The 15277-nt window shown below is 37.4% G+C and carries 13 protein-coding genes and 1 pseudogene; 4 read left to right on the top strand and 10 right to left on the bottom strand.

Annotated features, from left to right (window positions below):
• Nucleotides 1-11 precede the first annotated feature (11 nt).
• Nucleotides 12-1700, top strand: coding sequence for a hypothetical protein (locus I6F44_RS09365; RefSeq protein ID WP_197173654.1), 1689 nt, complete (start codon nt 12-14; stop codon nt 1698-1700).
• Between the two features lie 206 nt (nt 1701-1906).
• Nucleotides 1907-2914, top strand: a complete 1008-nt coding sequence (locus I6F44_RS09370; RefSeq protein ID WP_007580684.1) for an isocitrate dehydrogenase — start codon at nt 1907-1909, stop codon at nt 2912-2914.
• A 66-nt stretch (nt 2915-2980) separates the two neighbouring features.
• On the opposite strand, the pseudogene I6F44_RS09375 reads toward I6F44_RS09370, so the two are convergent.
• Nucleotides 2981-6000: pseudogene (locus tag I6F44_RS09375) on the bottom strand (immune inhibitor A domain-containing protein).
• A gap of 489 nt (nt 6001-6489) precedes the next feature.
• On the opposite strand from I6F44_RS09375, the gene I6F44_RS09380 reads away from it, so the two are divergent.
• Both I6F44_RS09380 and ilvN read left to right on the top strand, forming a co-directional pair.
• Nucleotides 6490-8214 (top strand): acetolactate synthase 3 large subunit, encoded by a 1725-nt coding sequence (locus tag I6F44_RS09380; protein WP_010552970.1) that lies wholly within the window; start codon nt 6490-6492, stop codon nt 8212-8214.
• Entirely contained in the window at nt 8214-8711 is a 498-nt protein-coding gene (gene ilvN / locus I6F44_RS09385; RefSeq protein ID WP_007580691.1) for an acetolactate synthase small subunit, read from the top strand. Before I6F44_RS09380 ends, ilvN begins: the two co-directional genes overlap by 1 nt.
• 92 nt (nt 8712-8803) lie before the next feature.
• On the opposite strand, the gene I6F44_RS09390 is transcribed toward ilvN, so the two are convergent.
• The 9 genes from I6F44_RS09390 to I6F44_RS09430 form a co-directional block, all read right to left on the bottom strand.
• On the bottom strand, nt 8804-9079 hold the full coding sequence (locus I6F44_RS09390) for an HU family DNA-binding protein (RefSeq protein ID WP_002962474.1): 276 nt from the start codon (nt 9077-9079) through the stop codon (nt 8804-8806).
• Between the two features lie 210 nt (nt 9080-9289).
• The gene (locus I6F44_RS09395) at nt 9290-9829 is read right to left on the bottom strand and encodes a DUF3833 domain-containing protein (protein ID WP_024592211.1); all 540 of its coding nucleotides are present in this window, start codon (nt 9827-9829) and stop codon (nt 9290-9292) included.
• A 1-nt stretch (nt 9830) separates the two neighbouring features.
• Entirely contained in the window at nt 9831-10319 is a 489-nt protein-coding gene (locus tag I6F44_RS09400; protein ID WP_010552972.1) for a chalcone isomerase family protein, read from the bottom strand.
• 54 nt (nt 10320-10373) lie between these two features.
• Nucleotides 10374-10874: a DUF2878 domain-containing protein gene (locus I6F44_RS09405; RefSeq protein WP_007580697.1), complete on the bottom strand. Its 501-nt coding sequence runs from the start codon at nt 10872-10874 to the stop codon at nt 10374-10376.
• Nucleotides 10852-12114 carry an SAM-dependent methyltransferase gene (locus tag I6F44_RS09410; protein WP_165735776.1) on the bottom strand — a complete coding sequence of 421 codons (1263 nt, stop codon included), beginning with the start codon at nt 12112-12114 and terminating at the stop codon, nt 10852-10854. The genes I6F44_RS09405 and I6F44_RS09410 overlap by 23 nt, the downstream gene beginning before the upstream one ends.
• A gap of 37 nt (nt 12115-12151) precedes the next feature.
• A complete protein-coding gene (locus I6F44_RS09415) occupies nt 12152-12889 on the bottom strand; it encodes a DUF1365 domain-containing protein (RefSeq protein WP_197173655.1) in 738 nt (245 codons plus the stop codon).
• Nucleotides 12882-14138 carry an NAD(P)/FAD-dependent oxidoreductase gene (locus tag I6F44_RS09420; RefSeq protein WP_197173656.1) on the bottom strand — a complete coding sequence of 419 codons (1257 nt, stop codon included), beginning with the start codon at nt 14136-14138 and terminating at the stop codon, nt 12882-12884. Before I6F44_RS09420 ends, I6F44_RS09415 begins: the two co-directional genes overlap by 8 nt.
• Complete coding sequence (locus tag I6F44_RS09425; RefSeq protein ID WP_024591087.1) at nt 14135-14845, bottom strand: SDR family NAD(P)-dependent oxidoreductase; 711 nt, start codon at nt 14843-14845, stop codon at nt 14135-14137. The genes I6F44_RS09420 and I6F44_RS09425 overlap by 4 nt, the downstream gene beginning before the upstream one ends.
• A gap of 2 nt (nt 14846-14847) precedes the next feature.
• A complete protein-coding gene (locus tag I6F44_RS09430; RefSeq protein WP_197173657.1) occupies nt 14848-15276 on the bottom strand; it encodes a nuclear transport factor 2 family protein in 429 nt (142 codons plus the stop codon).
• Nucleotide 15277: the final 1 nt, after the last annotated feature.

The following is a 15277-nucleotide window of genomic DNA, read 5'->3' on the forward strand; positions in this document are numbered from 1 at the left end:
GTGAAGGTTTAATGGATGAAGCTGTTTCAACTACTTTAGAGCAGCTGCTTAATAATACGCAGCTGTTTTTAAGCTATTATAACAATAAACAAAAATGGACAGCCTTATACCCCATGGCAAGTAAGCTAGCTGAGCAATATAGAGTGCTCTATAGTGAACAGCCATTCGCATTACAAGCTCGTTTAACACTTTATAATCCTAATTATTCTTATGCCACCAACTTAGTTGTTAGTCAGAGTGTAATAACCGCTGCACTTTGTAAATCTCAACACTATAACAATGCCCTAAGCGAGCTATACATAACGGCTTCACTCATTGAGCATTTATGTGTTGGAGCGCAATTAAACAAGCTCTGTGAGCAAACACCTTTTCAAGACTCTGATAAAAACATATGGAAAATGCGTCATCAGTTAGCTGCAAAAGTAATGTTATCCAGTGGCGATTCTGCCAAACCCGTTACGCAATTATTAGCTAAGTTAAGTAAATATAAACAAGCATTGGTAAGTGCTCCTAAAATAATGCTTTACGATGGGGGCATAACACTAATTGCTTTAGCAAATATTATTAGTATGAACATTACTAGTAATACGGCTAATAAACACATGAGTTTATTTAAAGCACTTACTGACTTGTATATTCGCACACCAAATTTGTTTGCACTGCAGCTAATCAAATCACTTATAGCTCATTTGGGGCCACTGTTACCGGGAAGCCGCGTTTTTTATGCCGAGCAAACCATGATTTATTTAGCGACTGATGCGCAGCAAAAACATATTTTAATTAGTACCGCTAATCCAAATAAATTGGCTTGGTTTAGCGTTAAAGCAACGCTTAACGACAACCCAAAACAATGGCATTGCGCTGATAAAACCATTAGCTTTAAAGTATTTAACAGTGAACATGTTAAGTCAAAAAGTGTGGTTGACGTTGATAAAGCACAGTCTTTACTTGAACTAATAAGTAATATTAAGTCACAGCACGAATATAGCTATAAAGGACTAAGCCAGCTAATGGCGGCTCACCCTCAGGTAGTTGCTAATTTATGTGAGGCAGTAAAACCTTATAATAAGGAGCATCAGGCCGCTAAAGACTTAAAGCATAGTTTATCGATGGTCGGTTATTATAATGCGCCTGCGATAATTCAAAGAGTTGTTTTTGAGCAATTAGTTAATGTTACCCCACACCCTCTGCAAGCCTACGTTACTAACAGATTAAATGGTTTAGTGAAAATAATGGCCTTATTAGTCAGTAAAAATAAACATGACCAGTTTGAACACATTACATTACCTTTATATGCTTATGCTCATTTTTTATTAACGCAATGCAGTACACAGCTTTCTCGTAAAACGCTGATTGACGACACACCAAATAAAACATTGAGTGCCCCTATTTGCTCATTTTTTGGTGTGGATTCAATTAATAACGAGCAACTAACGCAACAGCTTACTCATTTATTAAGTGACAACCCATGGACAACGGCACTTTTAGAAGCAGAGCAAACACCTAAAAAACACTTAACTGATTCTCATAAACTCTGGATCACACTTAAAATTGTTGCACAGAGTGTTTTTAAACCAGAACTTGCGCTAACAGCGTGGCAACTGCAAACATTAAACGAACAGCTGAAAATACTAAATTGGCAAAACCCAACTGATTTTAATCAAAAATTAGAATCTCTCGCGTTATTTAATAGTATTTAATTTATGGGACCCTATTTAACGTCTTTATACCCATTATAACTTTGGTGTATACCCGGTATTTCTTGTATAAACTAGCAAAATGGGTGATAAGTTGATATAAATGCGCCCTTAAATTTTCAAGCACGTTCACATAAATGATCTAACAAGCGATTACTCTCTCAGGGTAATAATTTATGTGCAAATCAAACTCTTTAAAGGAAAAGTCAATGGCCAAACAAACCATCACAGTGATCAAAGGCGACGGCATCGGTCCGAGCATTATCGACTCAGCACTTGAAATATTAAAAGCCGCAGGTTGCGACTTTGATTATGAATTTGTTGATGCTGGCCTAGCTGCACTTGAAAAAACAGGTGAGTTACTTCCACAAGACACGGTTGATACAATAGCTAGAAACAAAATCACTCTTAAAGGCCCATTAACAACGCCTGTAGGTGAAGGTTTTACGTCTATTAACGTAACACTTCGTAAGCAATTTGGTTTATACGCTAACGTACGCCCTGTTAAATCATTTGTTGGCACTAAAGCACGTTACGACGATATTGATATCATTACTATTCGTGAAAATACGCAAGGTATGTACTCAGGTGCAGGCCAAATAGTAAGTGAAGACGGTAATGAAGCAGAAGCAAAATCGATAATTACGCGTGAAGGCGCAGAAAAAATCGTAACTTTTGCATATGAGCTAGCGGTACGTGAAGGTCGTAAAAAAGTAACTGCTGTTCATAAAGCTAACATTTTAAAATCAACATCTGGTTTGTTTTTAAAAGTAGCACGTGAAGTAGCTGAGCGTTACCCACAAATTGAATCAAATGAAATGATTGTTGATGCAACGTGTATGAAACTGGTAATGACACCTGAAGAGTTTGACGTAATTGTTACGACTAACTTATTTGGTGATATTTTATCTGACCTTTGTGCTGGTTTAGTTGGCGGTTTAGGTATGGCTCCAGGTGCTAACATTGGTGAAGATGCAGCAATTTTTGAAGCTGTACACGGTAGTGCACCAGATATTGCTGGCAAAAACCTAGCTAACCCAACATCTGTAATTTTAGCGTCTATCCAAATGCTTGAGCATTTAGATATGGGCGATACAGCAGAGCGTATTCGTAGTGCTGTTGCTGATGTAATTAAATCAGGCGACCGTACAACTCGCGATTTAGGCGGCAGCCACGGTACAACTGATTTCACTCAATCAGTAATTGACCGTTTATAATTAATATTTGTTATTAATTTAAATAGCCCGCTAATTTAGCGGGCTTTTTTTATTTGTTAATTAAGCTTATACCAACCTGGTGTATTTATGCAGGTTAGTATTAAACCTAAATAAACTTAACAGTAGTAATCCTAATAAACCTGCCAATGATCCGCCACTTGAACCCGAACTACTTTGTTGCTTTTGCACTGTAAGAGATAACTCTTTAGTAAAAGTATCATTTGTTTGAGTATCAGTAACATTCAACGTTACACTAAATGCACCGCCAGTCTGATAAGTATGCCTTGGGTTTTGTAAGTTTGATACCGCACTGCCATCACCAAAATCCCAACTGTAATTATAACTATTAAAGCCGCCGGTTACTTGCGCATTAAATTGAGCGCTTAAATCATTTACTGTAACGTTTGCGTCTATGCTAAGCGGAACAGTTGCCGTTACATCAACCGCTTTAGTTTGCTCCGTGCCTTCGTTATCTGTCACTGTAAGCGTTACTTGGTAATCACCAGAGTATAAATAATTATAAGTGAGCGATTGCGTCGTTAAAGTACTTCCATCCCCTAGCTGCCAATTATAAGTATACGGTGCGACTCCACCTGTAAACGAAGCTTGAGCTGTTAATATTCCTTGGTTTATTTCATATTCAATTTCATTTACAGATAATGGCTCAACTAATGTAACTTGAGCTACAGCTACTTGCTGTGAAGTATCATTACTTGCCATAAACTCAACGCTATAGGTGCCATAGTCTTGATATTCATGAGTAGGCGTTAACTCTGTGCTTGAGCTACCATCGTCAAAATTCCACGTGAATTTATCCGCAGGCGTGAGTGCAAAACCTTCTACATTAAAATTAACGATTAAACCTGTTTTGGTAAAATTAATACCCTTAGTAACATCGTAATTAAGCTCTACTTCTATATCTTCACTATCAGCTGACTGGCTTATAATATTAAACCCAAAGCCAACCTGTGGAAGGGCAACGCCCGATGGCTGTTGCGCTGAAAAACTATAGTCGGTTTTATCAGTAAACTCTGTAATAGCTGATAAATCATCATCACCTAACCCAGCTCGCTGTGGATATAAACTAAAAGCAGCATCACGAATTTGAATTGCTGAAGCAGCCGGAGTTTGCGTACTGCCTTTATTTATCGAGCGCTGATCAGCATCTACCACTAATGCAAAACCACTACCTGGATGCTCGGTAGTGTTATTATCTGCTTGAGATTCATTGCTGTACCACAATAATAACCCCGGTGAGTACTGCTCTGCTTGCAAACTACTGTCAACGCCAGTGTATGAACGCAATTGTAAATAGTAATGTGATGGCGATGCATATGTGTAACTACCTATTTTTTCAAAGCCATTAAACTCAGTGTTAATTTGATCTTGTGCATTATTTTGCCAAATTAAGGTATCACTTTGCTCAATACGCATATCATCCACAACAAAACCATAATAATGTGTGTTCGCATCTGTTATGTATTCAATTTTTAGATCAATCATTTGCCCAGCATAAGCTGATAAATCAAACTTATGGGTTAAATAGCCGTTAGGTTGCTTAGCATCACTATTAAAAAATGAATCACCTGATATATACGGACCAATGTCACCATAGTATGGGTTTATTGCTTGCGTATAATTACTAGCAATAGGCTCCCCATTTACTTTTACCTGTACTAAATCATAGTCGCGCTCAATACTGTAATAAGCAATAAAGCTTAAAGTAAGTGCCTCAGTCGTGTTTGGTAGCGTTACTGTATTAACTAAGCTATTACTAATATTGTCGCCCGTATTTGAATAGTATTGAAAATCGCCTTCTACTGGCGTTTTAAATTTTTCGAGTCGAGATGGCAGTGTTATTTTTATTTGGCTTTGCAGTTGTGAAGTACTCGCAGTATTAATTAATGTTTGCTGTGCGTTAGCATCTATCGCATCCATATCAAGCGTGAGCTGATTAACCCAATTACCCTGGTATCGATTTTGTAAATATTCAAGCGCATAAGGGCTAAACATAACAGGCTCAGAGCCTCGTGGAGAACCTGCCCAACTTCCTGTCAACATAACTGACCAAGACGCGACAGGCTCACCTACCGTGTTAGATTGTAAGTCGTATTCATCTAATAATCCCAAGTCATGCCCAAACTCATGCACCACCACGCCAATCCCAGCATCAATTGGATTAATTGTGTAACCAGAGAGCTTAATACTGCTGCCTGCAATCTCGCTCGGCCCGCTATTTTCATCAAATACATAGTAGCGGTGCGACCAAATAGCGTCGGTGCTTAGGTAACCGCCACCTGACTCCTCACCAATACTTGAATGAAAAATCATTACATGATCAATAATTCCATTAGGCTCGTTGAGGATGCCATCGCCATCAACATCATCTAAATCAGTTAAATCATAGTCCGCTAAATTAATATTAAACTTTGCAACCGCCTTCTCCACAGCCTCTTTGACTAAAGCGGGCGCATTTTTATCACGTGTACTGCCTTGGCGTTCACCATATATTTTTGCATTGCTATCAGCGGTTACCCAGCCATATACCTGCCCGTTAAAGTTTAAGCTATTACCAGATGCTGCTTTATAATAATCTGCAGCCGTTGATAAGCTTTGTCCATCAGGGCCCGCATAACCTTGAGTATTAAAAAGCATTTGCTGATAGTGTTCAGTTGAATAATCAGCGTAAAACATGTCTGTGTCTTGCTCTACAAGTCGATTATCGTCATGTTTGAGGTCAGGAAAATCAATTAAGATAGCTAACACTTTTACATCATTAACGCTTTGATCAGGCACTAGCGACGTTGAAAAAGCGGCTTGTTGTTTATTTGTGTTTGAAAAATCCGTAGAGGAGGATTTAAATTGCCTAAAGCCATTTTTAATTGAGTGATTGGCAACTTCTTTGTTACTCATATATGACTTAAATGAACTATCTAACTCACTAGAGGATATTTGGTCTCTTTTTTTAAGCCAATATAAAATACGTTCTTCGTTAGTTATACCAACATCATGCGGGCTTAAATTATTAGCCGCTACTATAGGGCTTAATAGCGTAGTTAAAGCGCAATTAACGTCACTTTTTTCACTGTGTTTTCCTCAAACATAATTATGTAGTAATCATACCTAATAATAGAAATTTAAACATGCGATAAAAACATATAGTTAACATGTGCAATAAAAGTTAATGGTCTTTCGCACTCTTTTATAACTAAAATCAAACACACAACCTAAAACGCATAATTTCTGCTGGTTAACTCAGTTAAATACAGCATTTCTGCAGATTTAAATTAAAGAAAGCTACAAAACGAATTTAAAATGCAAAAAACCACTTTCAAGGTTGACATAAGGGTTCAAAACCCTTAAAAATAAACATATACAGAATTTTTAATTTAAAAGCAGTGTTTTGCTAAGTAGAGTAAAAACTATGAACACACAAATTAACCTTTTAGTCGTACTCGTACTGGTCTTAGTTATAAGCCCAGCGGGGATGTATTAAAAGGTGATACTGCTTTTTAAAAACCCTCGCACTACGCGGGGGTTTTTTTATGCATAAAAAAGCGCACAGAGGAATGAGGATGAGCAAACAAGAATATAATGGCTCTGAACTAGTAGTTCAGGCATTAAAAGAGTTAAAGGTAAAATACATATTTGGCTACCCCGGTGGTTCGGTTTTAGACTTATATGATGCACTTTTTCAGCAAGATGATATTGAGCATATATTAGTACGTCATGAACAAGCTGCCACACATATGGCTGATGGTTATGCTCGTGCTACTGGAGACGTTGGTGTTGTACTTGCAACCTCAGGCCCTGGCGCTACAAACTGTATAACGGGTATTGCAACGGCCTACATGGATTCAATTCCTATGGTTGTATTGTCAGGCCAAGTGCCTACAAGTTTAATTGGCGACGATGCATTCCAAGAAACTGATATTGTTGGCTGTTCTCGCCCTATAGTTAAACACAGCTTTAACTGTAGAAGTGCTAAAGAAATCCCAACAATCTTAGCTAAAGCCTTTTATATAGCCAGTACAGGTCGTCCTGGACCTGTTGTAGTTGAGCTTCCTAAAGATATGCTTAACCCTGCTATAAAGTTTGAATACGAATTTCCTAAAACAACAGAGCTAAGAACATACAGCCCTAATACTAAAGGGCATTCAAAACAAATTCGTAAAGCGGTAACAACTATTCTAGAGGCCAAAAAACTGGTTATCTATTCTGGCGGTGGTATTGTTATTTCAAATACGTCAGAGCAATTAACGCATTTAGTTGAGTCGTTAAATGCGCCCATTACCAATACACTAATGGGGCTTGGCGGCATATCAGGTGTACATCCAAACTTTGTAGGTATGCTAGGCATGCACGGTACGCTTGAGGCCAACAAAGCAATGGCAAACGCCGATGTGATTTTAGCGCTTGGTGCTCGTTTTGATGATCGAGTAACTAATAACGTTAAAAAGTTTTGTCCAAATGCCACAATTGTACATGTAGATGTAGATCCAACTTCAATTTCAAAAACAATCAAAGCGCATATACCGGTTGTAGGTTGCTTAGCAACAGTACTAGAACAACTACAAACGGGTATTGATAAAAGCCCAATTAAAATAGATCGCAGCGCGCAAGAAGATTGGTGGCGCCAAATTATCAGCTGGCGTGAACAAAAATGTTTAAGCTACAACACAGATGGCGACAAAATTAAGCCACAAGCCGTAATTGAAGCTGTTTATAAAGCCACTAATGGCGATGCTTACGTAAGTTCTGACGTTGGTCAGCACCAAATGTTTGCAGCGCAATATTACCCATTTAAGCATCCTCGTCAGTGGATAAATTCAGGCGGCCTAGGCACTATGGGCTTTGGCTTACCTGCTGCTATGGGCGTAAAATTAGCCTTTCCTGATAAAGAATCTGTATGTATTACGGGTGATGGCTCTATTCAAATGAATATTCAAGAGCTATCTACCTGCTTGCAGTACAACCTAGCTGTAAAAGTTGTATCACTCAATAACCGCTCTTTAGGTATGGTACGCCAATGGCAAGATATGGTTTACGGCGGTCGTCATTCATCATCTTACATGGACTCGCTGCCTGATTTTGTTAAGTTGGTTGAAAGCTACGGGCATGTGGGTATTAAAGTAAACACACTTGATGAGTTACAACCTGCAATCGATAAAGCTATGAGCATAAACGATCGTTTAGTCTTTTTAGATATTCTTGTAGACGAGAAAGAACATGTATACCCAATGCAAATCAAGTTAGGTGGCATTGATGAGATGTGGTTACGTAAAGGAGTAAAAGCATAATGCGTCGTATTTTATCTATTCTATTGGAAAACGAACCAGGTGCACTGTCGCGTATTGTTGGGCTTTTTTCACAACGTGCATACAACATTGACAGCCTAACTGTTGGCACAACTGATGATCAGTCGTTATCACGTATTACCATTACCACCATGGGTGATGACAGAGTGGTTGAACAGATCACAAAACAAGTTAACAAATTAGTCGACGTGCTTAAAATTATCGATTTAACAGAAATGAGTCACATTGAGCGAGAGTTATTGCTTGTTAAGGTATTTGCTCAAGACGAGACGACTCGTGCAGCGGTTACCCGCGTAGTTGATGTGTTTCAGGGTGTTATTTTAGATATGGGCCGACAAAGCTATAGCCTGCAACTAGTGAGCAGTACAGACAAAATAGAATCGTTTTTAGACACACTTCGCCATGAAACCGATATTATTGAAGTTGTACGTTCTGGTGCTGTTGGCATTGGCCGAGGCGATAAAGCCTTAAAAGCATAAATTTATAATATAAAGGCATCAATTGATGTCTTTATTAAACATAAAAAAAAAGAGCTAAATAGCTCTTTTTTTATTTTAATTCGTTAAACCTATTAAGGGTTTACTTGGTCTTTAAGACCTTTACCTGCTTTAAAGCTTGGGATAGTTGCCGCTGCGATTTGGATCTCAGCACCCGTTTGTGGGTTGCGGCCAGTGCGAGCTGCACGTTCTTTTACTGAGAAAGTACCAAAACCAACTAATGCTACTGAATCACCTTCTTTTAAAGAAGAAGTTACAGCACCTGTAAACGCGTCAAGAGCACGAGTAGCAGCGGCTTTAGAGATTTCTGCATCAGTAGCAATTTTTTCAACTAATTGAGCTTTATTCATTGTTAGATTCCTATTCGTTATTATTTTGCCTTCGCAAAACCTATCTTTATGCATTTTTAAAGAGTTAGCAACAGCAAATTGCATTTTTTGCTTAAATTCTTAAAAAATGAGTAAAATTTAAATAATTCTCGGTAGAATACAGCGTGTTGGGTTAACAAAGACTTAATTTGAGTACAATTTTGGCGCAAGTTAAACAACTGGGTAAATAAGCTATATTTTTTCGATAACTAAGGTCACTTCCCCGACCTCGACTCCAAACTTAACAATAGATGTGCGGTTTATCAAGCGCGATTGTGTAACCAGGTACATCCAATCGTCAAAATTCACTTCTAAAGTACTGCCATCGTATGGAAGCTCTACATCATAATTCCAATGAAATACGCTGCCGTCACTTTTGCCTTTTGCTGTACCTATAACATCAGCTGCTGTCCCCGTTAAACTATTGTCTTCATTTAACGTTATTTTCCAGATTCGCTTTTGGGTTTCGCCATCATCATAAATAAAGTCTTCTTCAATAACGCCCTGGTTACCGTCCCAAGTCGCATTCATATCTACGACAAGCTTTCGGGTCAATTCGCCTTTAAAGTCTTGTACAACACCATAGGCTTTCAAATTTCCGCTAAAAAAGGTTTTAAAGTCAAAATTTGGCGATGTATTTTTATAATGTTCAACATTTGGTGCCGAACAGCTAATTAAAAGTAGAGCCGAGAGGCTCATAACAGCTGCTTTTAACGTGTTTAATATGTTCATATTAATTCCCTAATAATTGCTTTCGTAATTTTGGCTCAGAGGTTTTTTCATCAAGCCAAATAGCTAAAAAGTCACTCGAAAATTGAGGTTCATCAATTTCACCCATTTTTTCATCATTATGATAAAAAGTGCTCATACCTTGCTCATTTGTCACTAATGTTAGTGAGTCACCCTTTTTTATATCAGGCCAAATAGACAACAATTTACTGTCGTATTTGTCTGCCAGCCCTGTTTTTCCAAGATGTTCCCACTGCTCATTTGTTGCTTTTACTATTTCTTTAGCGTCAAAGTCACGCAAATAGGTAAGCTTAAACTTAACAGGATGTGTTCCTGCGCTGTAATTACCTGAAGGGGTAAATAGCACAGCGTCATATACATCCCAAAATAAATACTCCATTCGTGCTTCGCCTACTTTATTAAATTGTGTGTTAGCTAAAACAATTGAAGTGGTAAGCAAATAAAAAGTAACTGCCTTTAGTAAAAATTTCAAAATAAGCTCCCTTTGAGTCAATGGGTAATGTTACGAAATAGAAATTGTGGAAGATCAGCGATTGATGAATAACTTGATTTTTTGGTTTATGAAAAGAATAACAGTAAACACTGTAGACCAAAGCGCCCCGTAAACGAGCCAGAATTGCCATAAAGGTAAACCTAAACTTATTACTTCAAAGCGCGCTCCAGCCCAATAACTTGCTGGCGCAAATGCCATACATACCAAAAAGGCCTGCCAAAGCTTTAATTTACTCAAAAAAACCATAGAGGTATTCAAAGAAAGTAATAATGCAGCCCATAAAAAGACGAGCCATAGAGGGAAGGGATAAACTTTAAATTCTAACAAGCCTAACTTTACCGCTATAAATTCTAACAATAGTGCTAAAGGTAGGGCTTTAATTAATAGTAAGGAGTCTTGTTTTTTCTGCTTTGACAAACAAAACATTAAAACAATAATCAAGCCACTAAAAAGTAGCGAATTGGCTTCAAGCAGCAATGATAAAAACCACACTGCTTGAAATAAAACAAAATTAGTAACCGAGCGCAATATCATCGTTATCACTAGTAAAACGAGGTTTACGCGCCATTAAATGTACCGTACTTGTTGCTCTGGCTCTAAACGCACCTTCACAATAAGCAAAATAAAATAACCATAAACGATAAAAGCGTTCATCAAATTTAGAGCGGTCTAAATCAGGCCAGCTTTTTATAAAACGAGTTCGCCAATCTGCTAATGTTCGTGCGTAGTGAGCACCAATATCATTAACAGTATGAATAACCATATCGGTATTATTTTTAATCTGCTCACTCATTTCGTTAAGCGATGGCAAACATCCGCCCGGAAAAATATACTGCTGGATAAAGTCAGAGTTTTTTAAATAATGCTTATAACGCTGATCGCCAATAGTAATTGCTTGAATAAGCATGGCACCATCGTCTTTTAGGAGCTCACCACACTGAGTGAAAAAGCTCGGCAAATAATCATGACCAACCGCTTCTATCATTTCAATAGAAACAAGCTTGTCGTATTTACCTTTTAGTAGTCTGTAGTCGAGCTTAAGTAATGTTATTTTACTTTCAAGACCAAGCTCAACAATCTTGTTAGCTACATAATCATGTTGCTCATCAGATATGGTTGTTGTTGTTACATGGCAATCGTAATGTGTGGCTGCATATATAGCAAATGCCCCCCACCCTGTACCAATTTCGATTACTGAATCATTTTTTTGAAGCTCAACTTGCTCACAAATGCGTTTAAGCTTGTATTGTTGAGCCTCTTCAAGTGTGGCTTCTTTTGTAGGATATACAGCACTTGAGTAAAGCATTTCTTTACTTAAAAATGATTCGTACAAATCATTACCTAAGTCGTAATGAGCAACAATATTTTTCTTAGAACCCGATTCTGAATTTTTGTTTTTTATGTGATTAAATCGGTGTGCGATATTACTAAAAAATGCGAATTTTTTTTCAAACTCATCAAGTTGCTTTTCATTTATAGCAAATATCTCAATGAATGAAGTTAAGTTGTCACAAGACCAATGTCCCAAAATATACGCTTCGCCAGCGCCAACGCTTCCAGATAACGCAAACGCTTTATACATAGCTTTATCATTAACTGTTACTGTTGCTTTTAACGCAGACGATACATCACCAAAAACTGTGCGCTCATTTCCTTCAATTAAAACAACTTGACCTGTTTCAATTGACGAAAAGGCTTTAGTCACTAATTTTTTATATATATTAGTTAACCAACTAGTGCTTTGTTCGCAATTTAAGCTCGACACTTTATCCATTAAAATACCTATTAATTGTCCTGACTACCTATGTGCTTTATGGCTTACCTGAGTGACCTAAAAAAGGTACTCGCTTTATAAACAACTTTAATGCTTGATAATAAATACCTTTGAAAATAGACCATGTCATGGCCGGAAAACGTTTAAACAACTTATTAATCTCTTCGTTAGTGAGTTCTTTACGTTTTAAGCGAAGTGTTGCATCAAATAATAACTCTTCATTTCGCTTATTTTCAATGTGTATCAATGTTTTATCAGGCGATTGTTTAACATGCCAATGATAGTTCATATCTAGATTCATAAAAGGTGATACGGAAAAAACCTTCTTAAAGTTCACTTTTTTTTCTAAAGGGACTAAATAATAATGACGTTCGTTCCATGGTGTATTACTTACTTCAGCTATCATATACTTAAAACGGGTGTCGTTGTGGCCAAAAAAGTAAAAATTAACAGGGCTAAAATACACACCAAAACAACGAAGCTGCCCTAACATGTAAATATGAGAAAAGGTTTCAGTAATACCTAAATTGGCAAGTTGATCATGCGCACGCTCAATAAGAGGTCGTTTAGCAAGTTCTGAAGTGCCTTTAAGATAATCAGCTTCATTAAATTTTAACGCTTTTAAGCCTGACGTACCTAGGTGTTTATGCACACCATTTAGATGTTGAGGATTATTTAAATCTACCCACATCATATACAAAGGGTAACTAAAACGATGTTCTTTAACAGCAAAACGGCGATGTTTTACATCGCCTAAATACACTGCACTAGTCAAATTCGACCCCAAGTTGCTTGGCTACATCTACACCACTGTGTACGCCATCTTCATGAAAACCATTGTACCAATAAGCACCACAAAAATAACTATTGTTTTGTCCATCAATACTGTGTTTAAGCTTTTGAGCAGCAATTGACTCTTGGTTAAATACAGGGTGATGATAAGTAAACTCGCGCAAAATTTTACTTTGGCTTATTCCTTCAAGGTGATTAAGCGTTACACAAAACTGTGTATCCGATTGTATACCTTGCAAAATATTCATTTGGTAAGTAACAACAGCTGCTTTATCAGTGTTGTTATTAAGTAGGTAGTTCCAACTTGCCCATGCCGCTTTTCTATCAGGTAAAAGGTTTGTATCGGTGTGCAGCACAACTGAATTCTCAGTGTAAACTATTGCACCCAATACTGACTTTTCTTGCTCAGTAGCATCACCAAGTAGTGCAAGCGCCTGATCTGAATGACAAGCAAATATTACTTTATCAAACTTACTTAATTCACCATTGGCAAACTCTATTGTTACTTCATCATTTTGACGCGTAACAGATTTAATATCTGTATTAAGTTTAATTTTATCAGCAAAGCCTCTGATCAGTGGCTTAATATACTGACGAGAGCCACCTGGTACTACATACCACTGTGGTCTATTTGTTACATCTAAAAGGCCATGATTAAAGAAGAACTTAACAAAAAATTCAACGCCTACATTTTCCATTTCTTTAATACTGGTAGACCAAATAGCTGCGCCCATCGGAAGAATATAATGGTATTTAAAAAAGTCATTAAAGTGATTGTCACTAAGCAATTGCCCTAATGATTGATCAGACTGGTAATCATCTTTTTCATGTAGTGCTTTACACAATTTGTTAAACCTAACAATGTCGTACAATAATCGCCAAAACTTAGGTCTAAAAATATTACGACGCTGTGCAAACAGGCTTGTAAACGTATGGCCATTGTATTCAAAGCCAGTGGCTTCGTTATGAACACTAAAGCTCATCTGCGTTGTTTGTTTATCTACACCAATACGCGATAGTAACTTTTCAAAATATGGGTAAGTTCTGTCATTAAATACAATAAAACCAGTATCTATTGCGTATTTTATGCCGCACACATCAACATCAACCGTTGCAGTGTGGCCACCCATATAATCATTTTTTTCAAATACGGTTACATCGTAATGTTTATGAAGCAAATGCCCACATGTTAAACCAGATACACCAGTTCCTATTATTGCTATTTTTTTCAACGGGCTAATCCTTTTGCGATTTTAAGCCAAATTGGGAGTGGCAAAATACGTAATGCCTTTAATATAAGTGTAAAACGGTACGGAAAGTGAACATCTTTTCGGCGCTTATGTATTCCCTTAATCATATAGTCTGCGGCTTTTTCAGCGGTAACGGCCATAGGCATCGGGAAATCATTTTTATTAGTAAGCGGAGTTTTCACAAAGCCAGGGTGAACTAAAGTCACATCAACATCATCTAAATCAACAGCTAAGCTTTTTGCTAAGTAACTTACACCCGCTTTTGATGCACCATAAGCTTCTGAACGAGGTAGCGCAAGGTAGGTAACACTTGAGCTGACCAAAACAAGCTGACCACCTGAATTTATTTTAGGAAGTAACGCCTCAAGGCAATACCCCATAGAGAGTAAATTTACGTTTATTACACGTTCAAACAATGCACTATCAAAATTTCGCGCGTCATCTATGTATTCACAATTACCGGCGTTTAAAATAACACGGTCAAAATGAGGAAAGCCAATAGTAGACTCTTTAATGTCTTGTAGATTAGTTGCATCAAATTTACACGCTTGAATATTGTCGTATTTAGCAAGCTCAGCGAGCTTTTCACTATTACGGCCACAAGCAATAACAGTGTCTCCCAACTGCGCATATTTAATTGCTAACTGCTCACCAATACCAGAAGTAGCACCCGTTATAAGTGTGATCATAATTAACCTGCCCTTTTATCAATTAGCTTTATAACGCTACCAAGTAAAGGAATGTGTTTGTATAACAACTCGCCCATATTAAAGTAGTCTCTGTGCTTTATAATTTTGCCGTCTTTAAAAATAAGCTTGCTATGACCTTCTACCGAAATAGTTTTACCTGATGAAAGCTTTGGATGTGCATAGTGCATAGTCCAATAAATAAAAGCATTGTTTCCACTATTAAACGAATCACTAATATCAAACTGGCAATGCTTAACATTGCTATATAAGTTAGCAAAGTACCTGCGCAATTCTACAATGCCGTTAATTTCATGCATTGGGTCTATAAACTGTATGTCGTCACAGTAAATATCACTCAATAAATCAAGATTAGTGCTATCAAGCTGTTGGTATATTTCAACAAATTTATCTACTGGTAACTGGTTATCCATA

The sequence above is a fragment of the Pseudoalteromonas sp. NZS11_1 genome (genome assembly GCF_015864275.1).
Classification (GTDB): domain Bacteria; phylum Pseudomonadota; class Gammaproteobacteria; order Enterobacterales; family Alteromonadaceae; genus Pseudoalteromonas; species Pseudoalteromonas arctica.

Coding starts and splice junctions, on each gene's coding strand:
- I6F44_RS09365 (WP_197173654.1), top strand. CDS start 12: ATGGATGAAGCTGTTTCAACTACTTTAGAGCAGCTGCTTAATAATACG.
- I6F44_RS09370 (WP_007580684.1), top strand. CDS start 1,907: ATGGCCAAACAAACCATCACAGTGATCAAAGGCGACGGCATCGGTCCG.
- I6F44_RS09380 (WP_010552970.1), top strand. CDS start 6,490: ATGAGCAAACAAGAATATAATGGCTCTGAACTAGTAGTTCAGGCATTA.
- ilvN (WP_007580691.1), top strand. CDS start 8,214: ATGCGTCGTATTTTATCTATTCTATTGGAAAACGAACCAGGTGCACTG.
- I6F44_RS09390 (WP_002962474.1), bottom strand. CDS start 9,079: ATGAATAAAGCTCAATTAGTTGAAAAAATTGCTACTGATGCAGAAATC.
- I6F44_RS09395 (WP_024592211.1), bottom strand. CDS start 9,829: ATGAACATATTAAACACGTTAAAAGCAGCTGTTATGAGCCTCTCGGCT.
- I6F44_RS09405 (WP_007580697.1), bottom strand. CDS start 10,874: ATGATATTGCGCTCGGTTACTAATTTTGTTTTATTTCAAGCAGTGTGG.
- I6F44_RS09410 (WP_165735776.1), bottom strand. CDS start 12,114: ATGGATAAAGTGTCGAGCTTAAATTGCGAACAAAGCACTAGTTGGTTA.
- I6F44_RS09425 (WP_024591087.1), bottom strand. CDS start 14,845: ATGATCACACTTATAACGGGTGCTACTTCTGGTATTGGTGAGCAGTTA.
- I6F44_RS09430 (WP_197173657.1), bottom strand. CDS start 15,276: ATGGATAACCAGTTACCAGTAGATAAATTTGTTGAAATATACCAACAG.